Genomic DNA, 14,471 nt, shown 5'->3' on the forward strand with positions numbered 1-14,471 from the left:
TTTAGGCGCCCCATCCGGCTTGCTGGCCGCCGACGCGGTCCTCGTTGATCTTCTTCTGGTAGCCGCTGGCCTTGAAGGCGGCCAGCGGGTCCGCGGGGAGGCCGCGGGATTCACGCCACTGCGCCAGCGCAGGACGGACATCGGTGTAGAAGGCATCGTTGAAGATGCCGTTGGCGGCCAGGACGTCCCCGCTGCGCTGGGCCTCGGCGAGCGCGTCGGTGTCGATGAGCAGGGCGCGGGCCGTCATTTCCTGGACGTTGAGCACGGAGCGGATCTGGCCCGGGATCTTTTCTTCCAGGTTGTGGCACTGGTCCAGCATCAGGGCGACGCGGGACTCTTTACCTGACGACGTGCCGAAGCCGCCGCCGCGGATGACCTCGTGCATGATGCGGAACAGCTGGAACGGGTCCGCCGCGCCGACGATCAGGTCATCGTCCGCGTAGAAGCGGGAGTTGAAGTCGAAGGAGCCGAGCTTGCCCAGGCGCAGCAGCTGCATGACGATGAATTCGATGTTGGTGCCCGGCGCGTGGTGGCCGGTGTCGAGGCAGACGAAGGCCTTCTCGCCCAGGGCCAGGGTCTGGGCGTAGGACGTGCCCCAGTCCGGGACGTCGGTGTGGTAGAAAGCCGGCTCGAAGAACTTGTACTCCAGCACCAGGCGCTGCTCCGCGCCGAGCCCGGCGTAGATCTCCTGCAGGGATTCGGCCAGGCGGTCCTGCCGGCCGCGCATGTCGTCCTGGCCCGGGTAGTTGGTGCCGTCCGCGAGCCAGATCTTCAAATCGCGCGAGCCCGTGGCGTGCATGATCTCCAGGCACTCGAGGTGGTGATCGATGGCGCGGCGGCGCACCGCGGGGTTCAAGGAGGTCAGTGAGCCGAACTTGTACTCGTCGTCCTGGAAGGTGTTGGAGTTCACCGTGCCCAGGTCCACGCCCAGGCCCGCCGCGTACTCTTTCAGGGCCGCGTAGTCATCCACTTTGTCCCAGGGAATGTGCAGCGCGACCGTGGGTGCGAGGCCGGTGAGTTCGTGGACCTTCGCGGCGTCGGCCAGTTTCTCCTGGATGGTGCGCGGGGTGCCGGGGGTGCCGAACACCTTGAAGCGGGTGCCGGAGTTGCCGTAGGCCCAGGACGGGACCTCGATGGCGAGTTCCGCGAGGCGGCCCAGGGCCGTTTCTGTGGTGTTCATGATTGTTCCTTCTGCGGTTGGCGGTTGTCCTCGGCGGCGTTGGCCGCGGACAACTGGTCCTCGAGATTGAAGATTTCGGTGAGCTGGAGGAAGCCCTGGTCCGGTGCTCCGGCGAGATCGTCGAAGAATCCGGCCATGTCGGCCTGCCAGCGGGCGTTGACGTCCGTGGCGGCCATCCGGGCCTGGGCCCCGGTCAGGCTGTCCGTTTCGAAGTAGCCGATCAGGAGCCCGTCGGGCCGGAGGAAGAGTGAGTAGTTGTTCCAGCCGGAGGCCTTGAGGGCCCGGAGCATCTCCGGCCAGACGGCGGCGTGCCGGCGGGAGTATTCGTCGATCAGCCCGGGCTTGACCTGGAGTTGGAAGCAGACGCGTTGCGTGGTCATGAGAGCACCACGTGGCGGTGTTCGATGCCCAGCAGGGACGCGGCGGCCTTGATGTCGGCGGCCCGGTGGCCGACGCAGAGGGCCCAGTGGTGGCCGATTCCGGTCTGGCTCCACTGGTCCACCCAGAGCCCGGGGTCCCCGCCGAAGTCCACCCGGGAGGTCGTGTTGCCGATCTGCAGGAGCGGGCCGGGAACCACTTCGCCTTCGGAGGTGACAAAGACGTAGCTTCCGTCCGGGTCCTGGCCGAGGCCGAAGGTGGTGACGGGCCCGTGGCGCACATCGAATTCGACCGAGACGCCCCAGCCGCGCTTGCCGTGGTAGATGCCGAGTCCGCGCAGGAGCGGGTCCTGGGCGGACACGGCCAGGTGGGCCGGACCGTCGTGTCCCATTTCGACCACGTTATCGAGGAAGTTCAGGGCCTGGATCTCGGTGAAGGATCCCCCGGCGCCGATCGCCTGGGCGGCCAGCATGGCGATGGAGGTCCGCAGCTCGAATTCGCCGGCCATCGGGATGCCCCGGGCGGTCAGGATGGAGGAGCCCAGGATCATCCCGGCGCCCAGCCGTTCGTGCTGTTCACCGGCCAGTCCCCGGTGGTAATAGGCCACGGAGTCGAGGTCAAAGTCCTGCACGAGGCGGTCCAGGCCCACCGACACCTTCGCGCCCCACGCAAAGTCGTCGTCGTTCACGGAGTCATCGACAAGGAAAAGTTCGCGGGCGAGAGCGAGCCGTTCGGAGACCTCCGCGTCCGTCACGGAGTTGACCCGTTCGCGGAGGTCATCGAATTCCAGCACCTCGACGTGGGAGCCGAAGGTGGTCGAGACGGTGGTGAGATCGGTGGCGACATCGAGCATGCCCGGATAGAGGTGGCCCATGAGCCCGTGCCGGGCATTGCGGAGCCGGGCGCGGACGCCGGCGGCGTGAACCCACTGCGTGATCCGCTCCCAGGCGGACTCCTGCTTGAGGTGCCCGGAGACTGAGCGGAAGTCGATCCCGGCCCGGCGGAAGACGTTGGCGACCTCCGGCACGGGGCATTGGCCGCAGTAGGCCAGCCATTTGCCGGTGTCGAAGTTGGCGTGGTCCATCGCTTCGGTCGGCTGCAGGTCGATCACCAGGACGGGGGTCTTGGCCCGTTGGGCGATGGGCAGGACCATGGAGGACGTCAGGTACGTGGTGAGGAAGATGACGATGAGGTCGCAGTCGGCGACGCGCAGCTTTTCTCCGGCCGTCGCGGCTTCCTGCGCGTCGGAGATGAATCCGGTGTCGACGACTTCGGCGTCGAGCCCCTGGAAGCGGCCGGTGACGTAGCGGACAGAGTCCCGCAGCTGCGGCAGCAGCTCCGGGAACTGGGGCCAGTAGGCGCCCAGCCCGCCTGAGACCAGCCCGATACGGGTGGGGCGGCGCCGATGCGGGTGCAGCAGCCGATCGGCCGGTTGTATCTGGTTCATGTAAGGAGGCCTTCCGGCGTGAAAAAGGGAACCTGGGGCTCGGGAACCTGGTTTCCGGGCACGGCTGTGGGGAAAGCGCCGTGGACCCGGCGCTGTGGCACCGGTGAAGTGGAAATGGGTGAGGTGAAAGGGACGAGATGCCGGGCGGGCTGTCGGCGGCCCGCCCGGCCGCTCGGGATGGAACAGGTACGGATCAGAAGTTGTACTTGTCGATGTTCTCGGCATTGAAGACGGTAGGCGGCCCGACAATCACGAGGCCGCCCTTTTCGACCTTGCGTTCGCCGAGTTCTCCGGCGGTGAAGGTATCCCCTTCGGCGCCGGTGATCTTGCCGTCGGTGAGGGCCTTGCCGGCGAACGACGCTACGTAGCCAAGCTGTGCCGGATCCCAGAGAGCGAACTCCTTGACCGTTCCGTCCTTCACGAACGGCCGCATTTCATTGGGCAGGCCCAGCCCGGTGAGGGCAACCTTGCCCTTGTAGGCCGAGGTCGAGAGGTACCGGGCGGTCGCGGCGATGCCTACCGTGGTCGGGGAGATGATGCCCTTCAGGTTCGGGTGGGCCTGCATGAGGCCCTGGGCCTCCTGGAAGGACTTGGTGTCGTTGTCATCGCCGTAGACCTTGGCCACAAGCTTGATGTCCTTGTACGCGGGGTTGGAGGCGAGCTCCTCCTCCATGTACTTGATCCACTCGTTCTGGTTCGTGGCGTTGGCGGTGGCGGACAGGATGGCGATTTCCCCGCTGCCGCCGATCTGCTCGGAGATCAGCTTGGTCTGGATCAGCGCCACGTCCTTGGCGACGACCTGGCTGATGAAGATATCGCGGCAGTCGGGCTTGGTGTCCGAGTCGAACGCGACGATTTTGGCGCCGGCGGAGCGTGCTTCACCGAGCGCCGTGCAGACGGCGTCGGGGTCATTGGCGGCGATCGCGATGACGTTCGTGCCGGCCTGGGTCTCGGCGTTGATGAAGGAGACCTGGCTGGAGGCGGAAGCTTCCAGCGGTCCGACCACCTGGGAGGAGGCGAAGCCGGCCTCGGTGGCGCCCTTCTTGCCGCCGCCCAGGACAACGTCCGTGTACGGGTTGTTCAGCTGCTTGGGGATGAAGGTGATCTTCTGGTCCCCTCCCCCTGCCGAGGGGGTGCTGGTATCACTTGAGGATGCAGAGCCGCTGTTGCAGGCTGTCAGCGCCAGCGCGGCCACGGCGGTGATGGCCACCATGCTTCCCAGTCGGCCGGTCCGGCCCTTGTTCTTGCGGTTCAACATCATTGTTCTTCCCTTTTCCTTCGTGCGGTAGGTACGGCCGGCCCCAGGCGGGCACGGTTTGGGGTGGTGCTGGTGTGAAGACTTCAGGTGGTCTTGCGCGTAAAATTTCGGCGCACGCGCCGGGTGTGGCGCCATTGCCTGATGGCAGAGCCAATGCTCGGCGCCACCACGGAGGCGATCAGCAGCAGGCCGGTCACCGTGATGAGGACGACGTCGGACACCCGGGCCAGGCGGAGGGCGTAGTTGAGCGTGCCGATCAGCAGGACGCCGGCGATGACGCCGGGGATGGAGCCTTTGCCGCCGAAGATCGACACGCCGCCCAGCAGGACAGCGGCGATGACGGCCAGTTCCAGGCCGGAGGCGTTGTCGCTGCGGGCGCTCGTGTACCGCAGCGTCCAGTAGATCCCGGCGAGGGCCGAGACGGCGCCGGATCCGACGTAGAGCCAGAACTTGCTGCGGGCTACGTTGATGCCGACAAAGCTGGCGGCTTCCTTGCTGTAGCCCATGGCGTAGAGTCCCCGGCCGAACGGCGTGAAGTGCAGCAGCACGCCGAAGAAGACCATCACCGCGACGACGCCGATCATGACCGTGGGGATGCCGGTGCCGCCAATTTTGGAGGTGAAAAAGGCGGTCAGCGCCTTCGGGAAGTTGGCCACGGCGTTGTCGCCGATGATGACCAGTGCCAGGCCTCGGAACAACGCCAGGGTGCCGATGGTGACCGCCAGGGAGGGCAGTCCGAGGACCGCGATCAGGAAGCCGTTGAACATGCCGGCGGCAATTCCTGCCAGCAGGCTGATTGCCAGGGCCAGCCAGATGTCCGTCCCGCCGGCCCAGAGGACGCCCATCAAGGCGCTGGTCAGGCCGGCCGTGCTGGCCACGGACAGGTCGATCTCGCCCGTGATGATGATCAGCGTCATCGGCATGGCGATCAGCAGGACCGGGATCACGTCCAGGAGCAGGAAGCCGGTGGTGACCGGCGAGGCGAAGCGCGGGATCGCGATGGCGGCGTAGATCAGGAAAGCAACCAGGGCGTAGATGGTGATGGCGTCACGGCCGGTCAGGATCCGTGCCGCGCCGGTCCGGCCCGTCGGTTCGCTGGCCAGCGGCTTGGTGTTGTCAGCCACGGGAGCCGGCGCCGTGCTGGTGGTGGACGTGGTTTCAGACATTGCGCGCCTCGCTAATCCGCAGTTTCTTGGCTGTGCGCAGGCTGGCCACGCGGTCGATGATGATGGCGGTGAGGATCAGCACGCCGACGATCGCCTGCTGCCAGAATTTGTCCACCCGCAGGGCGGTCAGGGAGCTGGTGATGGTGGTCAGGAGCACGGCGCCGAGGGCGGCCCCGGTCACCGATCCGCTGCCGCCGAAGATGGCCACCCCGCCGACGACGGCGGCCGCCACCACGGTCAGTTCCATGCCGGTGCCGGTGGTGGCGCCGACCGAGTTGAAGCGGCTGGCGTAGAGCACGCCGGCCAGGCCGGCGAGCGCCCCGTTGGCCAGGAAGGCCAGGAATACGCGTTTGGAGACCTTGATGCCAAAGGCAGTGGCCGCGTCCGGGTCCGAGCCGATGGCGTACAGGTCACGGCCCGGGCGGGTGCCGGACATGTAGATAGCCACGGCGATCACGACGACGATGGCCAGCAGCGTGATGACGGGGAACCCCAAAAGGGTGTTCACCGACAGGGCGCCGAACTCCTCCGGACGGTCGCCCGCAAAGAACTGCTTGCCGCCGGCCCAGGCGTTGTTCAGGCCGCGGTACACGTAGAGCGTCCCGAGCGTGATGACCAGGGCGGGCACTTTGGCCAAGGTGACCAAGGCGCCGTTGAAGGCGCCCAGCAACGCCCCGAAGGCCATGCCGATCGCAAAGACTGCGATGATCGGGACGTCGGGCACGGCGGAGAAAATGGAGCCGGTACCGAAGGCGACCAGCCCCAGCATGGAGCCGACGGAGAGGTCGATGTTCCTGGTGATGATCAGCAGCGTCTGCCCTACCGCCAGAATCATGATGATGGTGGCGTTGAGCAGCAGGTCCTTCACGCCTTGGGCGGTGAGGAACAGCGGGTTGATCAAGTAGGTGACGAGTACCAGCAGTGCCAGCGCGATCAGCACGGGGAGTTCGCGCATCCGCAGCAGCGCAGCGACGGCGCCCCGGGCGCCGTCGGCGGGCACCGTCGTCGTGGCGTTCTTGTGGTCCAGAGCTGAGCTCACGGGGTTCCTCCTGCGGAAGACGTGGCGGCGTGCATGACCGATTCGGGATTCGCATCGGCACGGTCGAGTTCGGCGGTGATCCGGCCTTCGCGCATGACCAGGACGCGGTCCGCCATGCCGAGGACCTCGGGCAGTTCCGAGGAGATCATCAGGATCGCGATCCCGCGCCCGGCGAGGTCCGAAATGAGCCGGTGGACCTCGCTTTTGGTGCCGACGTCGATGCCGCGGGTGGGCTCGTCGATGATCAGCAGCCGCGGGTCCGTGGCCAGCCACTTGGCGAGCACCACCTTTTGCTGGTTTCCGCCGGAGAGCGTGGAGACGGCGTGCTCCGGGGAGCCGGTCTTGACTTGGAGCCGTTTGCTCCACTCCTGGGCGGCGCGCCGCTCGGCGGCACCGTTGATCAGGCCCGCCGTCGTGAACTTGTTGCGCAGCGTCAGAGTGACGTTCCGGGCGACGGACAGGTCCATCACCAGGCCCTGCTTGCGGCGGTCCTCCGGGACGAAGCCCATGCCGGCGGTGATGGCAACCTGGGGATCCCGGGGCTTTAGGGTTCGTCCGTCGAAGGTGATGGCGCCGTCGTCGTAGGGATCGATTCCGAACACGGCACGGGCCACCTCGGTGCGGCCGGCGCCCACGAGGCCGGCCAGGGCAACGATTTCCCCGGCGCGGACCTCGAAGCTGATGTCGCGGAACACTCCGGCGCGGCTGAGACCGTCCACTTTCAGGACCACGTCGCCGATCTCGGCAGGCGTCTTGGGGAACAGGGCGCCAATGTCGCGGCCCACCATCTCGCGAACGATCTGCTCGACGGTGACGTCTGCGGTCCGGTGGGTGGAGATGTACCGGCCATCCCGCATGACGGTGATGCGGTCGCAGAGGTCAAAGACCTCATCGAAACGGTGCGAAATGAAGAGGATGCCGGTCCCGCGATCCCGGAGGCTCCGGGCGACGGCGAACAGCCGTTCCACCTCGACGCCGCTGAGGGCGGCGGTGGGCTCGTCCATCACCAGGACTTTGGCGTCCAGCGAAATGGCTTTGGCGATTTCAATGATCTGCTGGTCCGCGATGGACAGGCCCTCGGCGATGCGGGTCGGGTCGATTGGAACGCCAAGCCGTTCGAAAAGCTTGTGTGCTTCCCTGACCATCGTCGCCTTGCTGATGAGCCCGAAGCGGCCCTTGGGCTGGCGGCCAATGAAGATGTTCTCTGCGACGCTCAGGTCCGGAAAGAGTGTGGGTTCCTGGTAGATGACGGAGATTCCGGCGTCCTTGCTCTCGGCAACGTTGCGGAACTGGACGCTCTGGCCCGCCACCTGGAAGTCGCCGGAATCAGGGTGGTGCAGGCCGGCGAGGATTTTCACCAAGGTGGACTTGCCGGCGCCATTCTCCCCGACCAGCGCGTGGATTTCGCCGGCCTCGATGTTGATGGTTCCATCGGCCAGGGCGACCACCGGGCCAAAGGTCTTGGCTGCGTGAGAGAGCGAGAGAACCGGAACGGGCTCCCCGTCAGAGGGGCCGGACCGGGAACTGTATGTCTGCTGCATAAAATTAACCGCACCTTTGGGGCTTAGTGAACACTGCCTTATTGAACACAGGAATGAATCGTTTCATAACCAGCTGTGATTTGAATCATAAGGTCTTCAAATGGAGACGTCAACTGCCACCAACCATTCGTTACTAGCTTTTGATTCGTTTCAATGAAAGGGTTCAAAGTGGGCCCCGCCGGGTATCCTGAGGAGAGTAGTTGGCCAACGGGGCGCCTTGCCCGAAGGCCGTGGCGTCCACCATCAGGAGCACAGGAAATGGTTTCAGCGAGCGTCAAGGACGTCGCGGCCCTGGCCGGCGTCTCGGTCGGGACGGTCTCCAATGTGCTGAACCGGCCGGAGAAGGTCTCTGCCGAAGTCACCGTCAGAGTCCAGTCCGCCATCGACAAGCTCGGCTTCGTCCGGAACGACGCCGCACGCCAATTGCGCGCGGGCATGAGCCACAGCATCGGCCTGGTGGTCTTGGACGCCGCAAACCCCTTCTTCACGGATCTCGCCAGGGGCGCGGAGGACCGCGCCACCGCGGAGAACTTAACGGTCCTCGTCGGCAATAGCAATGAGGATGAGGGCCGGGAATCCGCCTATCTGGATCTCTTCGAGCAGCAGCGCGTGCGGGGCGTACTGCTGTCCCCGGTAGGGAATGTGATCCCCCGACTGGAGCAGCTCCGGCGCCGGGGCATCCCGACGGTGCTGGTGGACCGGCAGACAGAGAATATGAGCTTCTCCTCGGTGGCCGTGGATGACCTGGCGGGCGGGGAGATGGCTGCGGCCCACCTGTTGTCATTGGGCCGGCGGCGGATAGCGTTTGTTGGCGGCCCGGCAAGCATCCGGCAGGTGGCGGACCGTTTGGCGGGGGCCCGGAAGGCCATCGACGCCGTTGCGGGTGCAACCCTCGAGGTCATCGCAACGGAATCCCTGACCGTGCTTTCGGGAAGGGCGGCCGGCGAGTCCATCCGGTCCCGGCCGAAAGCCGAACGCCCGGATGCGATCTTTGCAGCCAACGACCTGCTTGCCGTGGGTGCCCTCCAGGGCCTGATGCTCATGGGTGGCGTAAAGGTGCCGCAGGAGATCGCCCTGATCGGCTACGACGACATCGAATTCGCCGCCGCCGCCGTCGTGCCGCTGTCCTCCATCCGGCAGCCCAGCGCCCTCATCGGCTCCACCGCACTGGAATTGTTGCTCCGGGAAGCGGCGTCCGAGGACGGCTTTGAACCCGCCCAGGTGGTATTCCCGCCCGAACTGATAGTGAGGGCATCAACGCAGGGCTAAAAGGAGGTCGCGATGGGCAGCACAGACTATGAGTTCCGGACCGTCTGGCGCGTGGCGGGGACGCCGGAGGAGGTCGCGGCCGTCCTCGGCGAGGCCACGGCCATGCCCCGCTGGTGGCCTTCCGTCTATCTCAGTGCCGAGCCGGTGGCCGGCGGCCCGGAACCGGCGCCCGGCATTCCCGGCCCCGTGCGCCTGCACACGAAGGGCTGGCTGCCCTATACGCTCCGGTGGACCCTCACGGTCACGGAGCCCGTCACGCCCCGCGGCTTCGCCCTCACGGCGGCCGGCGACCTCAACGGCACCGGCCGCTGGATCTTCGAGCCGGACGGCCCGGAAACCGTCATCACCTACGACTGGCGCGTCAGCGCCGCGAAGCCCCTGCTGCGCCGGCTGAGCTGGCTGCTCAAACCGGGCTTCGCCGCCAATCATCGCTGGGCGATGGCCCGCGGCCAGGAAAGCCTCGCTCTGGAGCTGCGACGGCGCCGGGCCGCAGCGGGGACCACCTCCAACGGAGCATCTGCTGTTCCACCGCCACCACGGCCCACATTTAGTTGGCTGACCCGGCGCGCTGCCCGGATGACTGCGTAGAGAACAACGCCGGGCTGTTGGTCAGGCTGTGCTATGGCTGAGTCTCCGGACGCCTTGCGTATTGGTCGGCACAGTCGGATCATGGAGCCGTGACCCCGAATCGCCGGGAGAGACCGCATGCCGGCGGCGGCGCCGCTTTCCCGGGAGCAAAAGGCATGACGGAAACGGCCATCGAACTCACCGGCGTCACCAAACGGTTCGGTTCCTTCACCGCCGTCGACGACCTCAGCTTGCGAGTCGAGCGCGGGGAGATCTTCGGCCTTCTCGGGCCGAACGGGTCAGGCAAGACAACTACCGTCAACATGATCAGCGGCCTGAGCCGTCCGACGTCCGGCGCCATCACGGTCCTGGGCATCAACATGCTGACGGATCCACGCAGAATCCGGCGTTCGCTCGGAACCGTACCCCAGGAGAACGCACTTTACGAGGAGCTCACGGCCGAGGCCAACCTCCGGTTCCACGCTGACCTCTTTGACGTACCCCGGCAGGGCCTCGACAAGAGGATCACTTCACTCCTTGAGCTTGCGCAGCTGCAGGAGCGCCGGAAGAGCCGCGTATCGACCTTCTCCGGCGGCATGAAACGACGGCTAGCCCTGGTCCGGGCGCTGCTCCACGAACCCGAGTTGCTCTACTTCGACGAACCCACCCTAGGGGTCGACGTGCAGAGCCGGCACGCGCTCTGGGATCGGATCCTCCAACTCAAGGAACACGGTACGACCGTACTCATCACCAGCAACTACCTTGAGGAGGCCAACGCCCTCTGCGACCGGCTGGCCATCATCGACCGCGGACGGCTTGTGGCACTCGATTCGCCGTCCAACCTGCGCCGCAGTTTTGGTGACACCGTACTTGAAATGCGCACACGACCGGCGCCCGGGGAGGATGTCGTGCGAAAAGTCCGCGCCCTCCCCGGAGTCGTCTCCGCCATTGAGTCCGACGGTTCGCTGAAGGTCACCGTGGAAGGCGGTGCCGACGTCACCGGCAAGGTCGTGACGGAGGTCGTCGGATGGACAAACCTTGAGGAAATCCAGAGCCGCGAGCCGAGACTGGACGAGGTCTTCCTGAGCCTGACAGGCAGCGAGCTCCGGGAATGAGCCTGCGCCACAGCCTGCGCGTGGTCCGGGCGGTGGCCGCCGCGGACATCCGCCTCACCCTCCGCGAGCCGCTCTTCGCGATCATCGGCGTCTTGATCCCGATCAACTTCCTGCTGCTCTTCCTTCTCTTCGCGCTCAGCGGGGGGCAGGCGCCGGTAGCGGTGGTGATGCATGACCGGGGACCGTTGGCCGAACAATTCGTCCAGGCCATGAACAGCTCGCAGTCGTTTCTCATCCACACGGCCTCCCCGGACGACGCCGAGCGCGAGATCCGGTCCGGCAGCATCGTCGCCGTGATCACGGTGCCACAGGACTTCGACGCCGCACTGGCCGCCAGGACGCGAATCGACATTCCAGTGGAAGTCAATAACTTGAACGTCGACTTCACTAACGACATCCGGCGGGCCGTGCCGCTTTCGATAACATCCTTTTACGCGGGCGCCTTCCCGGAACAGGTCGTCGTGACCGCCCGCGAAGCCGATGTCCAGGCCCGCGACACCGGCTACGTGCCCTACCTTGCCGTGAGCATCGTCGTGGCCGGCCTGATGCTCGCGTCGCTCCTGCAGGGCAGCGTCAACACCGCACGGGACTACGAACTTGGAACCATCAACGAATTGGCCTTGGCGCCGGTGAGCCGGTTTGCAATCGGGGTGGGCAAAGTGCTCGGCGCCGCCGCCCTCGCGACAGCGTCCGCGCTGCTGCTGCTCGCCGTCGTGATCCTACCGATCGGAGTACATCCGCTCCACCCCCTCGAAGTACTGGGCTTCGGCCTGCTGATAATCGCGGCCTTCCTCTCCCTCGGCGTCCTCGTCGGGACACTCGTCCGCCGACGACAGCAGGCGATCCCGCTGTCCATCGCCGCCGTCCTGCCCCTGTTCTTCTTGAGCGGGCCGTTCGGGCCGGCGAACTGGCTGGGCGACATCCCCGGCGCGATCGCGGCCGTGTCACCCCTCACCTACGCGATCGCCGCCTTCCAACACGCCTTCCACGGCTACCAGACCGCACCGCAGGACCTGACCGCCGACACCATCGTGCTGGTCACGTTCACCTTGGTGACCGTCGCACTCACCGCATTGGTGTTCGGCCGGAGAGGGGCCCGGCACTGATGGGATCGCTCCGGGCGGTGCTCGCGATTGCGGCTAAAGACATTGTGACGTGGTTCCGCACACCCTCGGCGATTGCGGTCAACCTGTTGCCGCCGATCGCGTTCCTGCTGGTCATCTTCGTCGCCGCCGGGGCGGTCGGCCGCAACCCGGTCGCCCTGGTGGTCCAGGACAGTGGCCCGCAGGCGCAGCGACTCGTCTCAATTCTCGAGGACTCGGATGCGTTCCGCGTCCAGCGGGCAACCCCGGTTGAGGCCACGCACCTGCTGGACACGCTCCAGGTGGCGGCCGTCATCACCATCCCCGCCTCCTTCGATGACGACTACCGGAGGCACCGGCCCGACCCTGTGAGCGTCCGGATCAACAATCTGAATCTGGACTTCACCAACGACCTGCGCCGATCGGTACCAGCGGCCATAACCCGCTTTTACGCGGACCAGCCGGACACGCCCGTCATGGTCGGCGTCGCCGAGTCGGACCTGAGACCGCACGACGTCGACCTGGCCCAGTTTGAGCTTGTGCCCATCCTGGTCCTGCTTCTCACCCTTATGGGCATCGTCAATGGCGGCCTAGCCACCGCCCGGGAGTTCGAAGACCTGACCATCAAGGCCCTGCTGCTTGCACCGATCGGCCGAGGGGCAGTGATCGCCGGCAAGATCCTGGCGTGCTGGATGACAACCATGCTGGTGGCGGCGGTGGTGCTGGTCGTGTCGTTCGTCTCTGGCGCCCTGCGGCCAGCCGGATGGTATTGGCTGCCGGCGCTGGCGGCGATCGGGCTCATCGCACTGGCAGCTGCCGGCCTCGGGACGGCACTGGGAGGTGCGCTGCGGCGTTTCTCAGCTGTGTCCGGGGCCGGAATCAACGTGGCCATCTACCTGTTCTTCCTCAGCGGTGGAATCAGCGTCGCGGCGTTCCTGCCCGAGTGGATCCAGACCATCGCGCACTTCACTCCGACCTTCTACGGAGTGGACGCCCTGGAAGCTGCGATCTTCTACGAGTCAACCGACAACCTGGGCCGAGACCTCGCGGTCCTGCTGCTGACCGCCGCGGGCGGCCTCGGCCTCGGCATCATCTCCCTTCGACGGCGGCTGGCCGCCTTCTAGCGCACACCGACCGAATCTGGACTCCTGCACAAAAGGACGGGAGTGCCTCATTCACTTGACCATTGAGGCAACAGGCCATCGCACGGTTAGCTGGATCACATCCTCGTTTTGCCCGTAACCGTTCAGGAATCCTCATGACACTGCAGAATAACCGGCCCTCGAGCCACGCCACAGACTGGGACGACGTCGAGATCGGCGACGCCGTCCACCTCCGCCGGGGCGGCCGCCTCGAGCACGCGGGCCGTGTGGACAATCGCACCGCCGACGGCGCCGTCGTGTGGGTGGTGTCCAAGGGCGGGCACCGGCAGCTGTTCCATGTCGCCGACGGCTTCGAACTGAGCGTGGCAGACCCCGAAGGAGCCGGCCATGCTGACAACTGAGCGCCAGGCCGCCGTGATGCAGCAACGGAAGTCCGTGTCTGGCATCGCAACCGGAGCGAGCACCTGGGCAGTCGGCACCGCCTCATGCCCGGATGACTGCCACTACTGTTCCGGCCCCGAGACCGACTAGCTCAAGGGCTTCCCTGCGCCGCGGCCCCAGGGGCCCGCAGGAGCAGTTGACCTCGGTTGATGCCCGGAAATTACAATCCGGGCATCAATCGGGCTCCGCCGCCGTGGCATCGTTGACTAAGGCAACGGCGGGCCTGATGGTTGAGCCATGAGGTTTCAGCGATTGAATCACGCACTAGTTGTGACAACGGCTGCCGCGGCGGCCCTCCTGCTCAGCGGCTGCGGGGGCAGCGCGACGCAGGGTCAGGCAGCCACGTCCCCGCCCACGCCGTCGGCCAGCGAAACAAGCCAGCCCTCACCTTCCGGCGCCGCAACGGAATCTTCTGCAGCCGCCGCATCCTCGCAGGCGGCGGCTGCAGGCCCGGCACTGTGCAAGGCCGGAAGCCTGACTGCCATCACCGACTCCACGGGCGGCGGGGCGGCGGGCAGCGTTTACATGCAGCTGATCATGACCAACTCCGGCAAAGAACCGTGCCTGCTGAAGGGCTTTGCGGGTGTCTCCCTGACAGCCGGGGCCGACGGCAAGCCGATCGGCGCCGCCGCCACCCGCGACGACTCGACCCCGGTCACCGATGTCCTGCTCGCCCCGGGCAAGGCCGGCACCGCCACGCTGCGGTATACCCAGGCCGCCAACTACCCGGACTGCAAGCGGACACCGGCGGCAGGATTCCGGGTCTACCCGCCCAGCGACACCGCCTCGCTGTTCCTCGCGCAGAAGCTGGACGCGTGCGCCAACACGGAGATCAACCTGCTGACCATCGGAGCTTTCCAGCCCAAGTAACGCCAGGCCTCCCTG

15 protein-coding genes are annotated in these 14,471 nt (G+C 66.3%); 8 read left to right on the forward strand and 7 right to left on the reverse strand.

What is annotated here, in order from left to right:
- Position 1: 1 nt before the first annotated feature.
- The 7 genes from rhaI to BLQ10_RS12165 form a co-directional block, all read right to left on the reverse strand.
- The gene (rhaI, locus tag BLQ10_RS12135; protein ID WP_091562278.1) at positions 2-1,180 is read right to left on the reverse strand and encodes an L-rhamnose isomerase; all 1,179 of its coding nucleotides are present in this window, start codon (positions 1,178-1,180) and stop codon (positions 2-4) included.
- Positions 1,177-1,560: an L-rhamnose mutarotase gene (locus tag BLQ10_RS12140; protein ID WP_091562279.1), complete on the reverse strand. Its 384-nt coding sequence runs from the start codon at positions 1,558-1,560 to the stop codon at positions 1,177-1,179. The genes rhaI and BLQ10_RS12140 overlap by 4 nt, the downstream gene beginning before the upstream one ends.
- On the reverse strand, positions 1,557-3,005 hold the full coding sequence (locus BLQ10_RS12145) for an L-fucose/L-arabinose isomerase family protein (RefSeq protein ID WP_091562281.1): 1,449 nt from the start codon (positions 3,003-3,005) through the stop codon (positions 1,557-1,559). Before BLQ10_RS12145 ends, BLQ10_RS12140 begins: the two co-directional genes overlap by 4 nt.
- A 193-nt stretch (positions 3,006-3,198) precedes the next feature.
- Positions 3,199-4,266 carry a rhamnose ABC transporter substrate-binding protein gene (gene rhaS, locus BLQ10_RS12150; protein ID WP_091562283.1) on the reverse strand — a complete coding sequence of 356 codons (1,068 nt, stop codon included), beginning with the start codon at positions 4,264-4,266 and terminating at the stop codon, positions 3,199-3,201.
- Positions 4,267-4,346: 80 nt separating this feature from the next.
- Positions 4,347-5,429, reverse strand: coding sequence for an ABC transporter permease (locus tag BLQ10_RS12155; protein WP_091562285.1), 1,083 nt, complete (start codon positions 5,427-5,429; stop codon positions 4,347-4,349).
- Positions 5,422-6,468, reverse strand: a complete 1,047-nt coding sequence (locus tag BLQ10_RS12160; protein ID WP_091562287.1) for an ABC transporter permease — start codon at positions 6,466-6,468, stop codon at positions 5,422-5,424. Before BLQ10_RS12160 ends, BLQ10_RS12155 begins: the two co-directional genes overlap by 8 nt.
- Positions 6,465-8,009: a sugar ABC transporter ATP-binding protein gene (locus BLQ10_RS12165; protein WP_091562290.1), complete on the reverse strand. Its 1,545-nt coding sequence runs from the start codon at positions 8,007-8,009 to the stop codon at positions 6,465-6,467. The genes BLQ10_RS12160 and BLQ10_RS12165 overlap by 4 nt, the downstream gene beginning before the upstream one ends.
- A gap of 258 nt (positions 8,010-8,267) precedes the next feature.
- Between BLQ10_RS12165 and BLQ10_RS12170 the strand changes: the two genes are divergently transcribed.
- From BLQ10_RS12170 to BLQ10_RS12200, 8 genes are all read left to right on the forward strand, one after another.
- Positions 8,268-9,278 (forward strand): LacI family DNA-binding transcriptional regulator, encoded by a 1,011-nt coding sequence (locus tag BLQ10_RS12170; RefSeq protein ID WP_091562291.1) that lies wholly within the window; start codon positions 8,268-8,270, stop codon positions 9,276-9,278.
- Between the two features lie 12 nt (positions 9,279-9,290).
- The gene (locus tag BLQ10_RS12175; RefSeq protein WP_091562294.1) at positions 9,291-9,866 is read left to right on the forward strand and encodes an SRPBCC family protein; all 576 of its coding nucleotides are present in this window, start codon (positions 9,291-9,293) and stop codon (positions 9,864-9,866) included.
- A gap of 155 nt (positions 9,867-10,021) precedes the next feature.
- Complete coding sequence (locus BLQ10_RS12180) at positions 10,022-10,960, forward strand: ABC transporter ATP-binding protein (protein ID WP_091562295.1); 939 nt, start codon at positions 10,022-10,024, stop codon at positions 10,958-10,960.
- Positions 10,957-12,066, forward strand: a complete 1,110-nt coding sequence (locus BLQ10_RS12185) for an ABC transporter permease (RefSeq protein WP_091562297.1) — start codon at positions 10,957-10,959, stop codon at positions 12,064-12,066. The genes BLQ10_RS12180 and BLQ10_RS12185 overlap by 4 nt, the downstream gene beginning before the upstream one ends.
- Positions 12,066-13,166: an ABC transporter permease gene (locus tag BLQ10_RS12190; protein ID WP_091562300.1), complete on the forward strand. Its 1,101-nt coding sequence runs from the start codon at positions 12,066-12,068 to the stop codon at positions 13,164-13,166. Before BLQ10_RS12185 ends, BLQ10_RS12190 begins: the two co-directional genes overlap by 1 nt.
- A 134-nt stretch (positions 13,167-13,300) precedes the next feature.
- On the forward strand, positions 13,301-13,546 hold the full coding sequence (locus BLQ10_RS12195; protein ID WP_091562302.1) for a hypothetical protein: 246 nt from the start codon (positions 13,301-13,303) through the stop codon (positions 13,544-13,546).
- Complete coding sequence (locus BLQ10_RS22385; RefSeq protein ID WP_175558594.1) at positions 13,533-13,676, forward strand: hypothetical protein; 144 nt, start codon at positions 13,533-13,535, stop codon at positions 13,674-13,676. The genes BLQ10_RS12195 and BLQ10_RS22385 overlap by 14 nt, the downstream gene beginning before the upstream one ends.
- 180 nt (positions 13,677-13,856) lie before the next feature.
- Positions 13,857-14,456 (forward strand): DUF4232 domain-containing protein, encoded by a 600-nt coding sequence (locus BLQ10_RS12200; RefSeq protein ID WP_368086515.1) that lies wholly within the window; start codon positions 13,857-13,859, stop codon positions 14,454-14,456.
- Positions 14,457-14,471 lie beyond the last annotated feature (15 nt).

Source organism: Arthrobacter sp. ok362 (genome assembly GCF_900102785.1).
Lineage (GTDB): Bacteria > Actinomycetota > Actinomycetes > Actinomycetales > Micrococcaceae > Arthrobacter.

Coding starts and splice junctions, on each gene's coding strand:
- BLQ10_RS12155 (WP_091562285.1), bottom strand. CDS start 5,429: ATGTCTGAAACCACGTCCACCACCAGCACGGCGCCGGCTCCCGTGGCT.
- BLQ10_RS12185 (WP_091562297.1), top strand. CDS start 10,957: ATGAGCCTGCGCCACAGCCTGCGCGTGGTCCGGGCGGTGGCCGCCGCG.
- BLQ10_RS12145 (WP_091562281.1), bottom strand. CDS start 3,005: ATGAACCAGATACAACCGGCCGATCGGCTGCTGCACCCGCATCGGCGC.
- BLQ10_RS12175 (WP_091562294.1), top strand. CDS start 9,291: ATGGGCAGCACAGACTATGAGTTCCGGACCGTCTGGCGCGTGGCGGGG.
- rhaI (WP_091562278.1), bottom strand. CDS start 1,180: ATGAACACCACAGAAACGGCCCTGGGCCGCCTCGCGGAACTCGCCATC.
- BLQ10_RS12170 (WP_091562291.1), top strand. CDS start 8,268: ATGGTTTCAGCGAGCGTCAAGGACGTCGCGGCCCTGGCCGGCGTCTCG.
- rhaS (WP_091562283.1), bottom strand. CDS start 4,266: ATGATGTTGAACCGCAAGAACAAGGGCCGGACCGGCCGACTGGGAAGC.
- BLQ10_RS12190 (WP_091562300.1), top strand. CDS start 12,066: ATGGGATCGCTCCGGGCGGTGCTCGCGATTGCGGCTAAAGACATTGTG.
- BLQ10_RS22385 (WP_175558594.1), top strand. CDS start 13,533: ATGCTGACAACTGAGCGCCAGGCCGCCGTGATGCAGCAACGGAAGTCC.
- BLQ10_RS12165 (WP_091562290.1), bottom strand. CDS start 8,009: ATGCAGCAGACATACAGTTCCCGGTCCGGCCCCTCTGACGGGGAGCCC.
- BLQ10_RS12180 (WP_091562295.1), top strand. CDS start 10,022: ATGACGGAAACGGCCATCGAACTCACCGGCGTCACCAAACGGTTCGGT.
- BLQ10_RS12140 (WP_091562279.1), bottom strand. CDS start 1,560: ATGACCACGCAACGCGTCTGCTTCCAACTCCAGGTCAAGCCCGGGCTG.
- BLQ10_RS12195 (WP_091562302.1), top strand. CDS start 13,301: ATGACACTGCAGAATAACCGGCCCTCGAGCCACGCCACAGACTGGGAC.